16 protein-coding genes and 1 pseudogene are annotated in these 21424 nt (G+C 47.1%); 7 read left to right on the plus strand and 10 right to left on the minus strand.

What is annotated here, in order from left to right; genetic code table 11:
* Positions 1-251 precede the first annotated feature (251 nt).
* Complete coding sequence (locus AC3RV5_RS14290; protein WP_489728297.1) at positions 252-1805, minus strand: sigma-54-dependent transcriptional regulator; 1554 nt, start codon at positions 1803-1805, stop codon at positions 252-254.
* Positions 1802-4033, minus strand: a complete 2232-nt coding sequence (locus AC3RV5_RS14295) for a PAS domain-containing hybrid sensor histidine kinase/response regulator (protein ID WP_489728298.1) — start codon at positions 4031-4033, stop codon at positions 1802-1804. Before AC3RV5_RS14295 ends, AC3RV5_RS14290 begins: the two co-directional genes overlap by 4 nt.
* A gap of 542 nt (positions 4034-4575) precedes the next feature.
* On the opposite strand from AC3RV5_RS14295, the gene AC3RV5_RS14300 reads away from it, so the two are divergent.
* On the plus strand, positions 4576-6987 hold the full coding sequence (locus AC3RV5_RS14300; RefSeq protein WP_489728299.1) for an Ig-like domain-containing protein: 2412 nt from the start codon (positions 4576-4578) through the stop codon (positions 6985-6987).
* A gap of 478 nt (positions 6988-7465) precedes the next feature.
* On the opposite strand, the gene AC3RV5_RS14305 is transcribed toward AC3RV5_RS14300, so the two are convergent.
* The 3 genes from AC3RV5_RS14305 to AC3RV5_RS14315 form a co-directional block, all read right to left on the minus strand.
* Complete coding sequence (locus tag AC3RV5_RS14305; RefSeq protein ID WP_489728300.1) at positions 7466-7750, minus strand: excalibur calcium-binding domain-containing protein; 285 nt, start codon at positions 7748-7750, stop codon at positions 7466-7468.
* A gap of 156 nt (positions 7751-7906) precedes the next feature.
* Complete coding sequence (locus tag AC3RV5_RS14310; RefSeq protein ID WP_489728301.1) at positions 7907-8143, minus strand: hypothetical protein; 237 nt, start codon at positions 8141-8143, stop codon at positions 7907-7909.
* A gap of 129 nt (positions 8144-8272) precedes the next feature.
* Positions 8273-8824 carry a YdeI/OmpD-associated family protein gene (locus AC3RV5_RS14315; RefSeq protein WP_489728302.1) on the minus strand — a complete coding sequence of 184 codons (552 nt, stop codon included), beginning with the start codon at positions 8822-8824 and terminating at the stop codon, positions 8273-8275.
* Between the two features lie 481 nt (positions 8825-9305).
* On the opposite strand from AC3RV5_RS14315, the gene AC3RV5_RS14320 reads away from it, so the two are divergent.
* The 5 genes and pseudogenes from AC3RV5_RS14320 (at position 9306) to AC3RV5_RS14340 (ending at position 15131) form a co-directional block, all read left to right on the plus strand.
* Positions 9306-9524, plus strand: a complete 219-nt coding sequence (locus AC3RV5_RS14320) for a hypothetical protein (protein WP_489728303.1) — start codon at positions 9306-9308, stop codon at positions 9522-9524.
* Between the two features lie 62 nt (positions 9525-9586).
* Positions 9587-10615 (plus strand): IS110 family RNA-guided transposase, encoded by a 1029-nt coding sequence (locus AC3RV5_RS14325; protein ID WP_489728304.1) that lies wholly within the window; start codon positions 9587-9589, stop codon positions 10613-10615.
* Positions 10616-11029: 414 nt separating this feature from the next.
* Positions 11030-12415: pseudogene (locus tag AC3RV5_RS14330) on the plus strand (alkaline phosphatase); the annotation flags it as partial.
* Between the two features lie 13 nt (positions 12416-12428).
* Entirely contained in the window at positions 12429-14294 is a 1866-nt protein-coding gene (locus AC3RV5_RS14335; RefSeq protein WP_489728305.1) for an alkaline phosphatase, read from the plus strand.
* A 117-nt stretch (positions 14295-14411) separates the two neighbouring features.
* On the plus strand, positions 14412-15131 hold the full coding sequence (locus AC3RV5_RS14340; protein WP_489728306.1) for a hypothetical protein: 720 nt from the start codon (positions 14412-14414) through the stop codon (positions 15129-15131).
* Positions 15132-15300: 169 nt separating this feature from the next.
* On the opposite strand, the gene ggt is transcribed toward AC3RV5_RS14340, so the two are convergent.
* The 3 genes from ggt to AC3RV5_RS14355 form a co-directional block, all read right to left on the minus strand.
* The gene (gene ggt, locus AC3RV5_RS14345) at positions 15301-16950 is read right to left on the minus strand and encodes a gamma-glutamyltransferase (protein WP_489728307.1); all 1650 of its coding nucleotides are present in this window, start codon (positions 16948-16950) and stop codon (positions 15301-15303) included.
* An 82-nt stretch (positions 16951-17032) separates the two neighbouring features.
* Positions 17033-18406 (minus strand): Na+/H+ antiporter NhaC family protein, encoded by a 1374-nt coding sequence (locus AC3RV5_RS14350; protein WP_489728308.1) that lies wholly within the window; start codon positions 18404-18406, stop codon positions 17033-17035.
* Between the two features lie 227 nt (positions 18407-18633).
* Positions 18634-19083, minus strand: a complete 450-nt coding sequence (locus tag AC3RV5_RS14355; RefSeq protein ID WP_489728309.1) for an Lrp/AsnC family transcriptional regulator — start codon at positions 19081-19083, stop codon at positions 18634-18636.
* A 139-nt stretch (positions 19084-19222) separates the two neighbouring features.
* On the opposite strand from AC3RV5_RS14355, the gene cysK reads away from it, so the two are divergent.
* Positions 19223-20215: a cysteine synthase A gene (cysK, locus tag AC3RV5_RS14360; RefSeq protein WP_489732171.1), complete on the plus strand. Its 993-nt coding sequence runs from the start codon at positions 19223-19225 to the stop codon at positions 20213-20215.
* Between the two features lie 6 nt (positions 20216-20221).
* Here the strand turns inward: cysK and AC3RV5_RS14365 are convergent, their stop codons facing one another.
* Together AC3RV5_RS14365 and AC3RV5_RS14370 are read right to left on the minus strand one after the other, a co-directional pair.
* Positions 20222-20668 carry a hypothetical protein gene (locus tag AC3RV5_RS14365; protein ID WP_489728310.1) on the minus strand — a complete coding sequence of 149 codons (447 nt, stop codon included), beginning with the start codon at positions 20666-20668 and terminating at the stop codon, positions 20222-20224.
* A gap of 180 nt (positions 20669-20848) precedes the next feature.
* Positions 20849-21235 carry a hypothetical protein gene (locus AC3RV5_RS14370; protein WP_489728311.1) on the minus strand — a complete coding sequence of 129 codons (387 nt, stop codon included), beginning with the start codon at positions 21233-21235 and terminating at the stop codon, positions 20849-20851.
* Between the last annotated feature and the right edge of the window lie 189 nt (positions 21236-21424).

A 21424-nucleotide genomic window follows, 5' to 3' on the forward strand; every position in this document is an offset into this window, starting at 1 on the left:
CTATCTTAGGATTAACAGTGCAACTAGCACGCCAGACGGCCGCTAGACACCATTAACCCCATAGGTGGCTGATAGTAAATAGGATTATTGTAATCTACTGATAAATAACGGACGGCCCCTACCAACTACAACTGGCATATTTGACAGAACTGGCATATCTGCGGACTAATACTTGAGGGCAAAAGTTTAGCCACAGTCTGCTATCAACAGAAAATCAGCCAAGACCAAAACATGTATCGATGACCAGGACTTTAGTTGCGCACTATCCCATGTTTACGCATTCGCGCGCGTAAGGTGCTGGGGTTGATCCCGAGCAGGAGCGCCGCCCCCCTATTGCCTTCGATACGCCAACTGGTCTTTTGCATTACATTGAGGATATGATCACGCTCGACATCCACCAATGCTTTGATTTCTGGCTGACGTGAATGCCCTAGCTTGTTGAACGTATCAAAACGGTCTAGTACCTGTAGCGAACTCCCCTCGCTGACAATGACCGCCCGCTCGATGGCACTTTCCAATTCCCGCACATTACCTGGCCAGTGGTGTTGTTGTAATACGTTTAGCGCCTCTTTCGCGACTGTTTCGATGTTTTTACCCAGTTTTTTGTTGAATTTGGCCACAAAATGGTTGACCAGCAACGGGATATCTTCTTTGCGCTGACGCAGGGGTGGCAGTGTGATGGGGAATACATTGAGCCGGTAGTACAAATCTTCACGAAATTTACCGTTATTCACTTCGTCAATCAGATTACGATTAGTTGCGGCGATAATTCGAACATCGACCTTGATAGTGCGGGGGCTGCCCAGTCGTTCAAACTCGCCATCTTGAATGATCCGCAGGAGTTTTGCTTGCAGTTCCAGCGGCATCTCGCCGATCTCGTCAAGGAACAGAGTGCCACCATCGGCCAGCTCAAAACGACCGATCTGTTTGCTATCCGAACCGGTGAAAGCCCCCCGCTCCCGGCCAAACAGCTCGCTCTCGATTAGAGTGGCCGGTAAGGTGGTGCAGTCAACGGTGATCAAGGGCCGGCTTTTGCGCGAGCTGCGGCTGTGGATAGCCCGGGCGACTACACCTTTACCTGTGCCTGTTTCGCCAAGTAGCAGCACAGTGGCATTCATAGGTGCAACTTGCTCAACTTTCTGAAAGACCTGCAATAGAAGCTGACTATTGCCGGTGATTTCGTCGAAATTAAACTGGCGGGCGGCTTCCTGTTGCAGATAAACGTTTTCTGCTTGAAGTTTATCGGTCAACTGTTTGATTTGAGTATAAGTTCCTCGCAGTGACGCTTCGGCCTTTTTTCGTTCTTCTATTTCCTGGCTAAGTTGCAGATTGATCCGGGTCAACTCTGCCGTACGCTTTTGCACCGTGTCTTCCAGAGAATTGTTATCGCTCTCCAGTTGGGTATATAACAAGCGAACTTCTAACATGTTATGGATACGCGTTTTGACTTCGACCAGGTCAAAAGGTTTACTGATAAAATCTTTCGCGCCGGCTTGTAACGCCTGCAGTTTATGACCGGGTTGAGCGGTCAGCACAAGCACCGGCAGATAGTCGTTTTGTTTGTCAGTCTTAAGCGCAGCCATGACCTCAAAACCATCCATTTTTGGCATCTGCAAGTCCAGCAGGATCAGGTCGTAGTGGTTTTCGCGATTTAGCGCGCACACCGTCTTTGGGTCCATGGTGGTCGTTACCCTGGTATAGCCACTTTCAACCAGTAGTTGCTCGAGCAGTATGACATTGGGCTCCTGATCATCGACAATCAGGATCTTGGCCTGGTGAATATTGGTTGCAGTGATGTTTGTCATTTTGTCTCGTTTTCCGCTATTTCCGTTGATTGATTGGCATAATCAAGCGCGATATTCAATGTCGTCATGAATTCATTGATCCTCAGCGGTTTGGTTAGATAGCGGAAAAAGCCAGCGTCTAGACCTTTTTCTATATCCCGAGGAATGGCATTGGCGCTCAGTGCCACCACCGGGATGGTTGCAGTCGTCGGGTTTTCCCGCAGGATCTTTAATGCCGTCAAGCCGCTGATCCCCGGCAGATTGATGTCCATCAGGATAACATCCGGTCGAGACGTATGTGCCATCTCGATGCCAGTAACGGCGTCCGCTGCGCTGAGAAAACGCAAGTTAGGCCGACGGGAGATAATATCCTCAACCAGCATCAAATTGGCCGGATTATCTTCAACATAGAGCAGGGTTTGCAACAGTTCAGGGTCTTCAGATTGTAGCGCCGACATGATCGTTGATGAGCTGGCAACCGGGGTGGTTGCGGGTTCGTCGGTTCTATTGAGCTCAAACCAGAACACACTACCGACGCCGACTGTGCTTTGTGCGCCGATAACCCCACCCATGGATTCAACCAGTCGCTTACTTACGACCAGCCCGATACCGGTGCCTTCTGCACCATTGGCTTCTTGTCCCAGGCGGTTAAAGGGTTGGAAAAGTTGCTCGAGTTGCTCCGCGGATAATCCTTCGCCGGTATCACAGACGCTGATCCGCAACATATCCTTGGGCTCTACGCTACTTTCTAATATCACACGGCCCCCAACTCGGTTATATTTAATCGCATTGGACAACAGATTAATAATGACTTGTTTTAGCCGGGTTCTATCGACGTAGATAAAATCAGGTGTTTCGGATCGCCGAAATACGACCTTGATGTCCCGTGCCAATGCCTGGGGTTCGCTCATCAATACGCATTCCTGCATGACTTCGGCCAACGAGACAGTCTCCATCGACATAGGTAGCTTGCCAGATTCGATCAACGCCAGGTCTAGGATTTCATTGATTAACTCCAGCAAATACCAGCCGGCCTTGAGGATCTGTGCAATGCTGCGTTTCTGCGCGGGCGTCGGTGCTGGTGTGCTCGATTCCATGAGCTGCGCAAACCCCAGGATCGCGCCAAGTGGGGTGCGCAGCTCATGGCTCATGCTCGACAGAAAATCAGATTTGGCCAGGTTGGCTTTCTCAGCCACGGCCTTGGCATTTTCCAACTCGATGTTCTTTTCCAGCAATATTTGATTGAGGCGGTTACGCTCGGTCACATCCCGGGCACCATAAAATACCCCCTGGAGTTTATTGTCCCGGTGATAAAAGGTGGTCGCGTTAATCGAAACCACCGTCTCCTTGCCGTTCATTGCCCGGGCGATGAGCTCGTAATCGGAGACCTTTTTTTCGCTCAACACCCTTTCGATCCCTGCCGCTGCCAGCGCCGGCTCGGTGAAGTAGTCTTTGAACGGTGTACCGATCAGTGAATCACGGTTGTTACCCGTAAGCTCCTCCATCTGCTTGTTAACATCGGTAATGATCCCGGCAGGATCGGTGGTCGTCAGTGCGTCGATATTGGATTCAATCAGATTACGCGTATAGAAATGTTGGTCTTGTAGACGCCGGCTGAGCTCCTTCTGCTCTTCCTCGATGCGCTTACGCGCTGTGTTGTCAGTGCCGATCAACAGATACCCGATGATCGCCTCCTGCTCATCACGCAACGCAGTAACTGACACCACCGCCGGAAAGCGGCTGCCGTCCTTGCGGATGTAAGTCAGCTCATAAATATCCTCAATACCGCGCCGGGCTTTAAAGACCAGGGCATCAAAGCCAGGGGTTATCAGGGTGTTAAGTTCCTCGCTGAGTGCTTCTGCCCGAGCGATGACTTCCAACGGATCGGATATCTCGGCCGGGGTGATTTTGTCCACCACTTCCTCGGCCGAATAACCGAGCATGCGTTCAGCACCGACATTGAAAATCTGGATCACCCCTTTAGCGTCTGTGGCAATACTGGAAAAATTGGCACTATTGAAAATGGCCCTTTGCAGCGCGCCGGCATTGAGTAACGCCTCTTCAGACTTCCTGCGTTCGGTGAACTCTTCCATCGCCACGTCAATCATCTCGACATCCGCGCCATCCTCGAGCGTAAGCGGGTTTTTAATAGAGCACGCTTTGCTGATCTTAGCCGGCAAGGTGTCTTGCACAGTACGATTCGCTTTATTAGTGGGGTTAGACTTACGTTTTTTGTTATCACTTTTCATGGCTAAGCTCTTTGTCCATCCATTGATTCTGATTGAGACGATCTACATGGCGGCTCAGAGGCAAAACAAATATGCTGGGGGCGGTGTATTTTAAGGGCGGCGAGGGTCGGCAATTTCGAAGCACGCTCAGTTATTTTTAGCGGCTAAATATAGCATTGGTTTGTGTAAAACCACTAAACATACCCCGTCAAAAGCCGTAATATTTACCACTTTTATTAATATCACCCGCAAAATATTGAGGATCTGTCATATATCGAGGCCAAATTTGATGCTCTGACATCTACAGGCTTAGTTAAATATCAGCATAACCTTTTGTTATTAAACAAGTAACCCGGTTATTATCAGTTCGAATACCTATTGGCAGAGTAGTTGCAATCTATCCTATTAACATTCTCGGTATCTCATCCGAAAGTGGGTCTTATTGTTTTTCAGCATCCGTGCCAGGCTTATCAGCAATCATCATTAGCAAAAATGACTAGGTTGGGCAGGCGTAGAAACTGGAAAATAAATGTAACTTCAATGAGTTTCTGAGGAACTAGCATATGCATAAATTTAAGATAAAGGCTTATCTCGTATTCGCCATGCTGATGGGGGTTTTCCTGTTAGCAGGCTGCAATCAAAACAGTAGCAATGACGATAATAACGACACTAACAATGCAGCAGGCGCTAAGCTCACTGCAATCGCGGTTACCCCTGCAAATCCAAGCATACCTAAGGCTGTAAACATCCAGTTTACCGCCATGGGCACTTATGCGGATGGCACATCGGCTGATATCACCGAATCAGCTAGCTGGTTATCTGATAACTCGGCTACAGTCACCATAAACGCCACCGGCCTCGCCACAGCGGTGTCGTCCGGTTCAGCGCTGATTAGCGCAACCTTGGGAGTGCAATCTGCAACTAGCACCCTGACCATTACCGAGGCAACCTTAAATGCGCTGGTAATCACCCCCGTCAGTACAAGCTTTAGCCCAGGTGTGACGGCAAAATTCAGTGCTACCGGCACTTATTCCGACGGTACTTCCCTTGATGTCACTACATCAGTTAGCTGGTCATCATCGGATACACAGGTCGCTACAGTAGATGCTAATGGTCTTGCCAGCGGCATCGCTAGCGGTTCTTCGGTTATTACCGCTTCGTTAGGCACTGAGGAAACCGCAGCCGCACTAACCATTACAGATGCGACGTTAACCTCAATCAGGCTAACCCCAGCCAATCCGAGTATTCCCAAGGACAATACTAAACAGTTCTCTGCGACAGGTACTTATTCTGATGGCACCTCATCCAATATCACCTCATCGGTAAGTTGGTCATCTGATGACTCGGCTGTGGCTACAATCACGGCTGGCGGTTTGGCTAGTGGCATCGCCGCCGGTTCATCGGTTATTACCGCTACTTCGGGTGCGCAATCAGCCACTACTATCTTGACGGTCAAGGATGTAACGTTGACCACGATCACCGTGACCCCTGCCAATCCAACTATTGCCAAAGGATTGAATAGACAGTTCACTGCCACAGGGACTTATTCAGACGGTTCGATCGCAAATATTACGGGAGCAGTAACCTGGTCATCAGAAGATACCCAGGTTGCCACAGTGAATGCTAGCGGCCTTGCCAATTCTATTGACGCCGGTTCATCACTTATTAACGCAACCTTAGGGTTGCAATCCGGCAGTACGACGTTAACCGTCACCAGTGCAACCTTGAGTTCAATTGTTGTATCGCCAGCCAATCCAAGCGTGGTTAATGGCATGAGCAAGCAGTTTGCGGCAACCGGGACTTACTCCGACGGTGCGGTTGATGATATTTCCACTTCGGTTACCTGGTCATCGTCAGATACCTTGGTTGCTACGGTAGATGCCAATGGTAGGGCCAACACAAATGATGTCGGAACAGCGGTTATTACCGCAGCCTCAGGCATTCAATCAGCCAATTCCACTTTGACGGTTACGGATGCTACGCTGAGTTTAATTGCTATAACGCCGATTAATCCGACCACATCTACCGGTTTGACCGAACAGTTAACCGCTACTGGTACTTATTCTGACGGCAGCACAACTAATATCACATCATCGGTTATCTGGTCATCTGCGGATCTCCTGGTCGCCACGATGAATGCTAATGGTCAACTAAACAGCGGCCTGGCAAGCGGCGTTGACGAAGGTTCTTCTCTTATCAGTGCAACACTAGATGGCGCATCTGCGAATACCACCCTGACGGTTGAACCAGCGTTGGTTAACAATCCATTGGCACCGGAACTGGGTGAAGTGGAACGTTTTGTGATCCTCGCTTCGCAAACCATCACCACCACTAGTGGTTCAGCCATTGTCGATGGAGATCTGGCGATCCTTGACCAGGCTCGGTCTTATTTTGCCGGCTTCACCGCCGGAGCTAACCCAGGCCAATTTGACGAACTAACGAATGGTTTATCTTATGCAGGGGATGATAGCTCGCCACCTTATGTTGTGCCGGTGCCGTATGCATCGATGGTGGCATTTATCAATCAGACAAGAACCGATCTTGGGACTGCCTATAACTTTCTTGCGGCTGACCCAAACCCGAATGCTGCTACCCAGGCTAGTCCAATCGAACTTGGCGACCTGACCATGACCCGCGGCGTGTATAAAACAGCATCAGATGTCACTATACAAACCGGCACTCTCACGCTCGATGCCGAAGGTGATCCGGATTCAGTGTTCATCTTCTCCATTGGCGGCAACCTGACTTCCGGTGCCCCAGGAGGCGATATTGTGCTGATCAATGGTGCTCAGGCAAAAAACGTTTATTGGCGAACTGCCGGAAAAACCATTATCGGTACGGGCACAAGCTTCTTTGGTAACGTTTTTGCCTGGTCAGAAGTTAATGTGCTGACCGGCGCTAGTGTCAGTGGCCGATTATTGGCCGTCACGGAACAGGTCACCCTGGATGCCAATGCCGTTACTAAAGCGCAATAGCATTACACACTCGTTAAGCTAAAAAATGAGAAGGCAGGCAACAAACGTCTGTCTTTTCAATTACCCGAATATTTTCTCAATTTATTCTTTTTATAAACTGAGAAAAACTCTTCAAAAGCAGGCCCCCTGTGCACTGCCCTGCAACGTTATTCCATCGGTACTAAAGAGCCGAAGCGGCTATCGAGCAACCTACCCCTACCCTCACACAATTCAAAGCCACGCGTCAACCTGTAGGCCAAACGCAGAAAAACAAAGACACCTGCTGATAAGTCAACCAATATCATCAGCAACATTAATTGTCGCATTAACTTTATTCCTGTAAAGAATATCTACAATATTCATGGTAACTATTTTCTTGATAACCTTGCAAAAAATCAGCGGCCTGAGAAGGCACCACAAGTTCAACGCACCATGGGTGATGAAAAATACAAATTAGTAGTCAATTTTGCAAATAACGGGTGATAAAGGGGGTTAAAATCTACCATTGACTGAACTGTCTTTCACATGGGATCCCATCGTTATCACCGTCCATTTTCATATTTGCACAGTGCTGAATAAAATACTTCGCTTCTTCATATGAGCCCATTTGAGAACAATATTGTCTGCCATCACATTTATATATGGCTGCCGGCGGAATATATGGCTGAACTTTAATAGGGATTACGTGAGGTATTTGAATAACAGGCTCTGCGACCGCACCTTTTTTTGAAAAGTGTTGCCAGGCTCCCAAACCGATCAATATGACAAACATCAACTTTTTCAATTTATCACCATCCCTAATAAAACCGCTAATGCTGCCTTAAGCACATAAATATAGCTGGCCAAAATATTCAACAAGTAGAAAACAACCCAGCATAATTTTCCCGCTTAGTGATTTCTCAGTTGAATATGACAGTCAGTCTTTATTATAAAAAATCACCTAGTCTTCCGGTAGTGTATCAAACTCGGCTTTTTTGCTTTTAAACCAATCTTGCATCGCTAGGGGTTGCTGCATTAACAGTTGGATTTTAGCCATTGCTTCAAGGTGAACCGCATCTTGCTTTTGAAACATTTCCATTGCGTGCGTCTTACTTAATCCGGCAATTTCTTCGAAGGTATTAGCTTGGAATTTTTTGTCACATGCTCCCCCAAGTTGTTTACAAGTCATTGTTTTCATATCATCTCCAAAGTTAAAATTTAATACCCATTTTAATGAGTTTTTCAGTCATTTGTCCCAAAGTGGTAGTTAGTATCCCGTAAAAAGTAGGCACTGTTGGCGCCGCGGACAAAACGCCGATGGATACGCCTAATCAGCAGCTTCGGGCGCACGCAAGCTTTTACTATAGAAGCCGGACTGATCGAAACAACATACCCGCCGTTTTCCAGATGCTAACATGTCACATGCATTATTTATCCGCTGTAAACGAGTCTTTGACTGTTTGGCAGACTCTACCCAATGGATCCAATCTAGTCGGGCAATGGTTGTGGTGTCATCCCACACCGCTTTAGCCTCGGGGAATGCGCTAAGGGCTTCATCTAGATCAGCCGGCACCTTGGGCTCTGGCTCGTGTTTTACGGGAGCAATCACCAGCGAAACCATGTTGCCTACCTGCACACCGGCAGCTTCGCAAAGCTGCATACCTATTTTTAACCAGTGACTCAATTTGCCATCCGGCTCAAGGGTGGCGTGAAAAGGGTGACCGTTGATGGTGCCTTCCACTGTCGTCCTGCCACGTCTTGGCAGCCCGTCACTCACAATTTTGGGTAGAATGAGAAAGGCCCAAGAAGCATTTTTAACGGATTTGGCTGGCCGAACTAGCTTTGCATTGAAGCGGAATTTCTCAGTCGCTTTATCCATTCGATAGTTATCCTGGTACCCAACAATTAATATTCGACAAAATAGTGTCTGTACGCACCTAAGAGTGTGCAATTTTACTCAAAGCGTATTTGTAGATGCCCTGCATGTACATCTTTTATATAGGTTTTATCAACATTGTGCAAAACATGTCTGTGGAATTTTTCAATGATTCTCCGCTGTGTTGTGCTTAGGCAAATTCGTAACACTATCTACATAACCAATCGTTACACCAGCAACAAGCTGGATTGTGGACCCGCATAACATGACGATGCCAATAATCAGTCAAGTCTGTGTGAGCCAAGGTAAACCAGGCGTTTTACTATCAGTCAGCGACCACTAAAAATATTTCCGTCACATTAACGTCACCAACTTGTCAATAAAGTGTCAACTCCCGTTCACACAACATCCCTAGCCTGTTGCCCGGTTGTTGAGATCTGCAACGGCAATACGCCAAAGCTTACTTATATCGGGATACTAAAACATGAACTTAAACTGGATTGCTGCAACCAGTGCCTTGGCACTGGCCGTTTCCACAGCCTTGCATGCTGACGTGGTGCCTGGTTATCAAAGTGATAACACTTGGTACACAGCCGCACAAACAAAGATCACCGCCAAACTTGTCACCAATAATCAATTTAAAGCTAAAAACGTGATCTTGTTTGTGGGTGATGGCATGGGTGATGAGATGGACACTCCCTAATACGGCGTCAATGCGCCAAAATAGTAGTGTTAACCAAACTATTTACATAGGGAGTGTCCACCATGAAGTTTAAAACAATTAGTATCGATTTGGCAAAGAATGTATTCCAAGTATGTGGCGTGAATGAGCACATAAAGCCGCAGTTTAATAAGAAGCTTAAACGCCATGAGTTACTTGATTTTATGCGTCAGCAATCGCCGACTGTGGTGGTAATGGAAGCCTGTTATTCATCACATTATTGGGGCAGAGAGTTAAGCAAACTCGGTCATGATGTGAAGCTTATCCCAGCGCAGCATGTCACGCCTTTTGTACGTGGAAATAAGAATGATCATAATGATGCATTTGCCATAGCGGAAGCCAGTCAACGGGCACATATTCGGTTTGTGCCTGTTAAATCAGAGTATCAACAAGAAGTGATGTGTTTACATCGCATTCGAGAGCGCCTGATTAAAAACAAAACGGCGTTGAGCAATCAAATTCGTGGGCTGTTGAGTGAATTTGGTGTGGTATTTCCTTGTGGTCATGCGGCACTACTCGTTGGGTTGGAAAGCGTCATCGATAACCCGCAATACAGTGTCAGGTTGCAACAGATCATGGCAGATATGCTCAATGAGTACAGCGCCATACTCAAACGCGTAAAAAACATTGAACAGCAACTACGTGGTTTTGTGGATAACAGCAAAAGCGGCCAAATCTTACTCAGCATACCGGGTATAGGGATCATCAATGCTTCGGCTTTTCTAGCCGCCATCGACAAAGGCCAGGCGTTCAACAGCCCCAAAGAATTCGCTGTATGGTTAGGGCTCACGCCCAAACAACATGCATCAGGTAATGTGAGCAAGATGGGCGGTATCACCAAACGTGGCGACCGCTACTTACGTAAACAGCTGGTGCATGGTGCCAGAGCACTGGTTAGCCGAGCCGCTAAAAGTAACGACCCCTTATCGGTATGGGCGATGAAACTTCGGGTCAGTAAACCGTTTAACCAAGTGGCGGTGGCCGTTGCACACCGTCTTGCTCGGCTTATGTGGATACTGCTTACTCGTCAAGAACACTATCAAGCCATGCCGAATACACAAGTTAGCGCATGATATGACACAGTTGACGTTATCCCTGTCGAACTCAAATCCGTCCGAGACAAAGGTACAAAGCCTGTATGGGTGTTGTGGAAGGTTAGACACGGGATAACACTTTTTTACCCAACCAGCTTAGTCGACACATGATGAAGAAAACGGTCTACCCTACCTCATCAAAGCCAGACTAAGGCACGGATATAACAATCCGCATGAGTGAATAAAAAGGCGATAAGGTACGGAGTTCATCAGAGGCCTGGAATAATAAACCTATTCCTATTAAGAGCCTGAATATATGTCAGAACTAAGCCACTTTTAGACTTAACTTCACACGATTAGGCGAGCTGGAACAAGAAAACAAACAAGACTTCATGCTGCTGCGCAGCATGAACAGAGCACGGCTGTGTTGACATCACGGGAGTGTCCATATATGTGTCTACCTTAACTGCTGCGCGAATTTTACAGGGACAACAAGCAGGCAACCCGGGGGAAGAAGGTTATTTAAGTTTTGAAAACTTTGCCCACACCGCCCTGGTTAAAACCTATAACGTCGATGCCCAAACACCTGACTCGGCAGGTACCATGACAGCCATGATGTCGGGTTTAAAAACAGATGTAGGCGTAATCGGTGTCACTGAAGACATTGAACGTGGCGACTGCGCCAGCGTTGCTGGTAACGAAATCATCACTGCCCTGGAGCTGGCTGAAATTAAAGGCCTGGCAACCGGTATCATCTCCACTGCCCGTATTACCCATGCCACGCCTGCGTCCACTTATGCTAAATCTGCTGATCGCAATTGGGAAGATATCTCAGATATGCCAGAAAATGCCCTCACCGCAGGGTGTAAAGATATTGCCGATCAACTGGTTCATTTTGAAGATTATCTGGAGGCGCGTTTTACCGGCGTCGATGTTGACGGAATGGAAGTGGTTATGGGTGGCGGTCGTCGTCACTTCTTACCCAAAGATGTGGCCTTCAACAGTAACGATGCGGCCAGCGAAGTAGAAGGTGATCGTACAGATGCCCGTGATCTGACCGCCGAATGGCAAGCAAAATACAGCGATGGCGTGTATGTCACCGACCAAGCCGGTTTTGATGCGGTCGACGCTGGAACCACTAGCCATTTATTTGCTTTATTCAACGAATCACACATGCGATACGAGGCTGACCGGATTAACGATGTGGCCGGCGAGCCTTCATTGACCGCAATGACCAGCAAAGCCATTGATGTATTGGACAATAACGAACAAGGCTTTTTCCTGATGGTGGAATCAGGGCGTATCGATCATGGTCACCACGCGGGCAGTGCCTATAACGCGCTCACCGATACCATAGAGTTATCCAACGCCGTGCAAGCTGCAATCGATAATACTAATCCCGACGAGACCCTGATTTTGGTCACTGCGGATCACGGCCACGTATTTACTATTGCCGGCTACCCGAAACGCGGTAACCCCATTTTAGGTAAAGTGGTTACCGTAGGCGCAACCGAGCCTGCTATGGCTGCCGATAATATGCCTTATACAACCTTGGGTTATACCAATGGTATTGGATTTAGGGATCTTGGCCAGGCAACAGATGGCGATCTTGGTTATGTCGAAGCCCTCGCCGCCGGACGTCAAAACTTGACCGCTATCGATACCGCCACGTCTGGTTATCACCAGGAAACCTTGGTTCCCTTAAGTTCAGAAAGCCATTCAGGGGAAGATATCGCCCTGCATGCATCCGGCCCTGGTGCCCAACTGGTGCAAGGTGTGGTTGAGCAAAGTGTGGTGTTCCATATTATCGAGCAAGCCCTCGATTTAATTCAGCAATAGGCAGGAAAATAATATGAAAAACGTAAATATAACCCTGATTGCCTTGGCTGTAATGGGTCTGGCGGCTTGTGGTGACGACGGAGTCAACGGCAATAACGGTTTTAATAGTTTAATCGTACAAACAGATTTGCCGGTGGGCGATACCCATTGCCCCAACAGTGGTTTGCAGCTTGATTCAGGTCTGGATGCCGACGCCAATGGCAGCCTGGCAGCCTCGGAGATATCTGCCACTGAATATGTCTGCACACCTGGGGTAACCCAGGTGAGTTCCAGTGAGTTACTGAGCAACTTGAATAACCAGTGGTTTATCGACGGCCAACAAGAAGTCACCTCGGCACGGGAAACCTGGTTAGCGGCTACGGCTATTACAGCAGCAAAAACCACCAATTCTGAGCTTGCGGCGAAAAGTATTGCTGGCATCAAGGGCCGTGCTAAAAACGTGATCTTGTTTGTTGGTGATGGCATGGGTATATCCACTGTCACTGCCGCCCGTATTCTTGAAGGCCAAATGAAAGGTAATCCAGGGGAAGAAAATCAATTAAGTTTTGAAAAATTTCCCTTTGCTGGCCTAGCTAAAACCTACAATGTTGATGCCCAAACACCTGACTCGGCAGGTACCATGACAGCCATGATGAGCGGTGTTAAAACCGATGTAGGGGTTATCGGAGTGGATGAAGACATCGTGCGCGGTGACTGTGCTACTGTCACTGGCAACGAACTGGTTACCGTCCTTGAATTGGCTGAGATTGCCGGTAAATCAACGGGCATTATCTCTACCGCCCGTATTACCCATGCCACACCTGCGGCCACTTATGCCAAATCAGCTGACCGTAATTGGGAAGACATATCCGACATGCCACAAGCTGCCGTGACCGCGGGCTGTAAAGATATTGCCGATCAATTGGTTAATTTCGAAACCAGCCTGGAAGCGCGTATCTCGGGTATTGATGTTAATGGTATGGAAGTGGTGTTTGGTGGTGGCCGTCGTCACTTCTTGCCTAAAGACGCTGCCTTTAACAGTAACGATGCGGTCAGCGCAGAGGAAGGCGACCGAACTGATGGACGTGATCTAACCGCCGAATGGCAAGCTCAATACAGTAATGGCGTGTATATCACAGATCAGACCGGGTTTAATGGCCTCAACACCGAAACCACGGAACGTGTATTTGCTTTGTTTAATGAATCACACATGCAGTACGAAGCGGATCGGGCTAACGATGTGGCCGGCGAGCCATCGGTAAGTGAAATGACTGAAAAAGCTATTCAAATTCTGGACAACAACGATGAAGGCTTCTTTTTAATGGTGGAATCCGGCCGCATTGATCATGGTCACCATGCAGGTAGTGCTTTTAACGCCCTGACTGACACCATTGAACTGTCTAACGCGGTTAAGCGCGCCATGGCCATGACCAACCCGGCAGACACCCTGATCATCGTGACGGCCGACCATGGTCATGTATTTACTATTGCCGGCTACCCGAAACGCGGTAACCCCATTTTAGGTAAAGTGGTGAATGTGGGGGCAGATGCCCCGGCACTAGCGGCCGATGACCTGCCCTACACGACTTTGGGTTACACCAATGGTAATGGGTTGCGTAATTTAGGGTCACAGACCGATGCCGACGTCGGTTACGATGTTGAGATTGCGGCGGGTCGTCAAGACATCAGCGATGTTGACACCACGACCTCAGGTTATCACCAGGAAGCGCTTGTACCTTTAGCATCTGAAACCCACTCAGGGGAAGATGTGGGGGTATTTGCCAACGGCCCAGGGGCATTGTTAGTCAATGGTACAAACGAGCAAAGCCTGGTCTATCACGTGATTAATTTTGCAGCGGATCTGTCTACCCTAGCCAACGCCGCACAAACATCAAACTAAGCGGCTAGCTTCCATCCAGAAAAGTAGGGTGCGCTTGGGCCCTACTTCTTTTTTAAACAGGGTCAATGCCTACCCCGATAAACATGTAAACGTACAACTACTAATATGGAGATACCCGTGACAAAATATTTTATGCTCATGCTGATCCTATGCTCAAACTATGTGTTTGCTCAATGTGGCGAGTCATCCACTAAACTGGCTGCAACCTATCATTTGAGTTCTCAAGACGGCCAAACTAACCAGCAAAATACCTTAGTATTGTGGCGTAACGGTGCAACAGTCGCCCATCAATATCCTCAAACTAACATAACAGAAGCCTGGTATTTACTAAAAAACAAGCAAATTAAACCCACTCGCTTTTTCGACCAACAACAACGTGCAATTGAATACCAACCCGGTGAAAAAGTACATGGCAAGTCTGAATCTGACTGGTTATATCGTTACCAATTAATGTCAAATAATCTTATTGCACAACTCGAAAAACGCGCTCTAACAGGACAAGGTTGTCAACAAGTCCAGCATTATAGTCAACAAATCGGCGATACCAAGATTGAAGTAGATTGGCTGGTTGAGACACAGCTGATCAGCTATTACAGCTGGCAACAGGGTAAACAACAGGAAATTTGGCAGCTAGAGAAGCTGAGTCACGACGTGACTCTTGTGGATAATTTTTTCAAGCAACGCGCCGCCTATCAAAACACAGATTTTGCCGATATCGGCGATGATCACAGCGATCCATTTTTAACCAAAATGGTCACCCTTGGTTTTATTGAACAGGGTGCCTCTGGTTTTTATGATGATAAAGGCCACGCCCTCGCTGGCGCCCACCAGCATTAAATTAGGAAAATTCTTTTCCAGTTCATAAACTTAAAGGCTGACTAATTTGGCCCCTAAAAAAACGGTTGGCCGCGCAAGCAGCACGACCAACCCTTCTTAGTGAGAATAAACGCTAAAAATGCTTCATTAGCAAAGGAACTTAATCCGCTGTACAGCGGATTAGTTTACCTTAAAACACTATCGCCTTACCGCGACCACTGGCCTCAGAACCGGCATCCAGCTCGCCGTCCTTACTAATAATGACCTGCAAATCACCAAATCTTCTGTTGACGAGGGTGTAACCCATTTTCTCCAGTTCGCTTATAACCTGGGGATCAATACCGTCGTGATAACGGATCACATCTTTAGGTAATAACTGATGATGAAAACGTGGTGCATCCACCGTCTCTTGGGCTCCCATACCAAATTCAAGAGCATTAAGAATAGATAAATAAACCGAGCTGATAATGGTCGTGCCCCCAGGTGCACCGGTCACCATAGTGATTTTCCCGTCTTTTAATACCATAGAGGGCGTCATGGACGATAACATGCGTTTTTTCGGCTGAATTTCGTTAGCCTGGCCTCCCACGGCACCAAATACATTCATCACCCCAGGCTTGGCACTAAAATCATCCATCTCATCATTTAATAAGAAACCAGCACCTTCTACCACTACTCCACTGCCAAATCCCAAGTTGATGGTGGTGGTGTTCGAAACGGCATTGCCCCATTTATCGACAATAGAAAAATGTGTGGTTTCTTCACTTTCTTTTAACCCTGGTTTGATAGTTTCGGTGGCTGAAATTTTATCCAGGCTAATACTTGCGCTTCGACCGGCGATGTAAGGGCCAGCGAGTAATTCCTCAACAGGAACCTTAATAAAATCCGGATCACCCAAATATTCCGCGCGGTCGGCAAATACCCGTTTACCAATTTCCGCCAGTAAATGCATGTAAGGTGCAGAGTTATGTGACAGCTGCGGTTTTCCTGAGGTTAATAAATCGTACATTTCCAGCCACTGGATAATGGCAATGCCCCCAGAACTGGGCGGTGGCGCAGTCAGTAGTTCATAACCTCGCCAGTTGGCCTTCAGGGGTGTTCTGGATTTAACGGTATAATCCGCCAAGTCCTGTTCCGTGATCAGGCCCTGCTCCTTTTGCATAAAAGTGGCGATAATTTTTGCGGTTTCACCGGCATAAAAGCCATCTCGTCCTTTATCCCGTATACGGACCAAGGTTGCTGCAAGTTCTGGCTGTTTAAACAGCTGGTCGGTTTTTGCCGAACCAAAATAATCGGCAAAATTGACCTTAAAGCCCCCTTCTTGCAAACGTTTGTTATAGCGCTCTATGTAGCCGGCTAATTTCTCAGGCATGATAAAACCATCCTGAGCTAAACTGACCGCGGGCTGTATTAATTCTTTCCAGGGTAAAGAGCCGTATTTTTGATGGGCTAACCACATTCCCGCCACCGTACCGGGCACACCTGATGACAATACTCCCACCACCGACTGAAAGGGAATAACATTACCATCGGCATCCAGATACATATCCCGGTGGGCACTTAACGGTGCTTGCTCACGGTAATCGATAAAGTCCGCTTGCTGGTCTTTGTATACCAGCATAAAACCGCCCCCACCTATATTACCGGCTTCAGGTAAGGTCACTGCCAATACAAACTGTGCAGCAACGGCTGCATCCACAGCGTTGCCGCCATTTTTTAATACTTGTGCTGCTACATCTGCACTAAAACTGTCCGGCATGGCGACTGCTGCTTGTTGCTGCTGTTCGTTACAGGCCGTGAGTAAAAATGCAAAAATGACAAAAACTATCGAATATTTCATAGGCGTTTCTCTAGAGGACTAAAATTAGGCATATTTGACGGCTTGGCGCCGCCAGATCATAACCAGAGTGACATACAGTCATTTATAACATCACCACACTGGCGATGAAGTAAGCAAACAACGCTAAGGCCCCACCAAACAATGCATAAGGCATTTGCGTGCGTACGTGGGTTAATAAATCACAACCCGAGGCGATAGAAGATACCGCCGTGGTATCGGATATGGGCGAGCAATGGTCACCAAATACCCCGCCACCCAAAATAGCACCAATCACTAAAGACGGTGGCAAACCGAGCGTCTGGATCAACGGCACCCCTATTGGGATCAAGATGGCAAACGTGCCCCAGGATGTCCCCGTGGTAAACGAGATGATGCCACCGGCTAAAAACAATACGGGTACAATAAGGGGCAAGGGTAAATAGTCCCCCACCAGGTTGGCAACAAACACCCCGGTACCCAATTCTTTCAAACTGCCTCCCAGAGTCAGAGACAACAGCACTATGGTCACTAAGGGCAAAATCTCGCCTATGCCTTTAAAACCCATATCCACTAATTCTTGGTGGCTGAATTTACGGGCAGTTAATAGCAACAAATAAGCAACTAAACAAGCCAAAACGGTGGCATATAATACCGATTTACTGCCACTACCGCTGGCCATATCGCCGTTGCCGGTCCACAACATAAAACCAATCATGCCAAAAATCATGGTTGCCAGTGGCATCAACATAAAACGGGCTTTGCTGGCAGGAATGGGCAGAGTAACGTCATCATTTTGCTGCATAGCCTCTTCCGCTGCACGCATAGGGCCGTGCACTTTATCGGTTATTATGGTGTACAACACCAGTAATAGGGCAATGATGGCATAAAAGTTAAACGGGATGCTGCCCCATAAAATGGAAACCGCTGACTCTTCCAATTCGTAGTTGCTCAATAAACCCAGGATAAAGGCACCCCAGCCATTGAGCAGGATCAGGATACAAATCGGGGCACTGGTACTGTCGATCACATAAGCCAGCCGGGCTCTACTCATTTTAAATTTGTCGTACAATCCCCGGGATAAAATGCCCGCTGCCAATACACTTAAATTGGATTCAATAAATACCACTATGCCGGTAAACATCGTTAATAAGCCCACCTGCCTTTTGCTCTTCGCCACACCTTTGCTGACCAACATCTCTACCGTGGCGGTTACCCCACCTGAGTTGCGCATATACGCTAACAAGGCGCCGATCAGCAAACTAAAGAGCAGTATTCGGGTATTGCCCGGGGAGCTGGCAATCTCAACTACCCGCTCGATGGTGCCGATTGCGGCGTTAAAAACAAACTCGTTTTTTTGCTGGTAGGCCAGTAATATTTCAGCACTGAAGATGGCCATAACTAACGCTAGAATCACTTCCTTGCGCCAAAAAACCACCACGATAGCGATGATTGGGGGAAGTACTGAATACCAATCCATAAGAAGCCTTATATGCGACAGGCATTGTCTGATATTGGATATTCGACATGCACACTATCACTATTATTATTGTAAAGGAGTTGGCACTGTGGCCACTTTAGCTCAAGCCTGCTTGAACCCCGTTGTCTGGTTGTTACTTACTGTTATATGGCAGACCTAAAACGCAACATTACACTATTTCATGCCGTAGTTTAAAGCGCAGCCTCTTATTATTAAGCGGCCGGTGTCTAAACCGGTAAGGCGGTTGTATATTTAATTTGCTCCATGGCAAAACTTGAGGTCACGTCGGAAAGCTCTATCCCCCCTACCAGCTTTTTGTAAAAGACATCGAATGCCTGCATATCGGCCACCACAACTTTGAGCATATAGTCGTATTCACCACTCATGCGATAAAATTCAACCACCTGTTCAATACCGGCTGCATGGCCGGCAAATTTAGTTAACCAGCTGGAATCGTGTTTACCGGCTTTGACTTGCACAAAAACGGTCATATTTAAATCCAATTTGGCGGCATCCAATAAGGCCACACGTTTAGTGATGACACCTTGCTTTTCCAAGTTTTGAATACGCCGCCAACAAGGTGTAGTGCTTAAACCAATTTTGTCCGCGATTTCGCTGACCGACTGGGTGGCATCGACTTGCAATAAACGCAGTATTTCTCTATCCAATTTGTCCATGATATAAAATACTCTTTAAAAACACAAAATTAGAATATCATTCTATAAAATAATAAATAAAGGGAATAGTTGGAATATTTTTTTCCATGCACTGTGGCACAGTACCCCTATGAGTTTTGTAATCCTAAGTGATCCTAATATGCCTACTTCAGCCCTTTCATTAAAAATTGATAATACCCCGGAAGAATTTGAGCAACGCGCACCACGAATATATGACGATATCACGCAAACCATAGGTAATACGCCCCTAGTGCGCTTGAGCCGTTTAAAGGCCAAACATAACGTTTTGGCTAACATCTTGGCCAAAGTCGAATACTTTAATCCAGCAGGCTCAATTAAAGACCGTCCGGCTTTGGCCATGATTGAAGCGTTAATGCTTTCAGACGAATTTAGCGACAAGACTCAAATTATTGAAGCCACCTCGGGCAATAATGGTGTGGCTTGCGCGTGGATTTGCGCTATGAAAGGGATCCCTTTGACTATTGTTATACCCGAACATATGTCCATTGAGCGCCAAAAACTAATCAAACATTATGGTGCCAAGATCGTTACAACCGCCAAGGAACTGGGCACCAAAGGTGCAATCGATTTAGCAAGCAAGCTGGTTGCGCAAACCCCAGACGCGGTAATGCTCGATCAATTTGCCAATCAAGCCAATCCAGACATGCATTTCAACAGTACCGCCCAGGAAATTTGGCGAGACAGTGGTGGCAAAGTGGATATTCTGGTCGCTGGGGTAGGTACAGGTGGCACTATCACTGGTATTGCCAGGGCCCTTAAAATTCGTAACCCAGACATCATAATTGTTGCCGTTGAGCCAGCTTCTTGCCCGGTGTTAAGCGAGGGGCGCAGTGGCGTGCACAAAATTCAGGGTTTGAGCTCGGGACATGTGCCCGATGTGCTGGACGTTACGTTACTGGATGAAATACTTACCGTAAGTAATGAACAGGCTATAGAGTATGCCCGCCAGCTGGCGCGCATAGAAAGCCTGCCCGTGGGGATTTCATCAGGCGCAGCGGCCTGTGCAGCGGTGCAACTGGGTTTGCGAGCGGAAAATAGCCAAAAAAATATTGTGACTATCTTAGCTGACACCGCCGAACGCTATTTTAGTACCGAATTATTCGACGCGTGAAATCAATTACACCAGATCGCTGTGGGACATGGTCTTTTTGATGCTTTCGGGAAAATGCTTGTTATCAAACGGCACCCGTTTAACCACATCATTGCGTACAGAGATAGGTACAACCAAACCTTTAGAGTGACACACCCGTCGCCAGGTCCTACTGCAGACTACCATCAGTACCAGAATGCCAAACGAGATAATCATCGCTATTTTTATCGCCAGAAACAGCAATATCAACATAGGTTGCAATAGTTCATGGTCAGTCTGGGTAGATTCAATGTATGACACCAGGTGTTGGCGTACGTTTTTGGGGTCGATTTCAGATGGTTGTGTACTAGTAGATACCGTTAGGCTGACATCAGACATTTGAGTTGATAACGCGCCCGGTTCTAATGAACTGATCACCACGCCAAATATGACTATAGCAACCAGACTTGTTCTAAGATTTTTATTCGAGGTCATATATATGTCTCCCTAAGCGATCTAGTTTAGTACATAAATAACCAAGGTCGCGTCAAATATTTGCCTTAAACAAATAATGTAGCCTAGGAATCGATGTTTTCGCTATTGAGTAATTTATTTATCTAATAAAAATTTGCGTCTGTTACTCTTAACCTTCTCGGTAAATACCACGTACCGACATCAATTGAATTCAAAATACAAAATGGTCAAACCGACTGATGCGACAATCAACAGCACAAAGCCATTAATACCGAAATAGTCATTTAACCGGCGAGTACGCCTCCTTTTAAGCAGCAAAACCGCCAAGCTTAAACCTACACAACCGATCAATAAGGCAACCAGATAAAAACTTAGGGATCTGGACCATTCCTCACGACCAGTAAGACCCCAAAAATCCTGTACGCCGGAGATAAATTCGGGACGAGCATAATGAAAAACCAGCAATGCGCCGATAAAAACTATCCAACCGACAACATTGACCCCAATCATCAGTTGAAAGAGTCGATCTTGTGCTGTGGGCAGTTTTCGGCGATTATCACCTCGCCAATTGGCTTTATCTTGTTGCATTTGAACCTTATTATCGATTTTTCTTGAGTCTAAGCGCCACCTGAGTAAGATTACACACCTTGTGGGAATAGCCAAGATACAGACTATTAATATACGTCAAATAACATATTTTTCAGCACAACAAAAAAACCACCGGTAGTTTCCAGTAAACATTTAACCAATCGTCACAGCGATAACTTGCAATTAATA

It is taken from the genome of Paraglaciecola sp. IT1134, assembly GCF_058068185.1.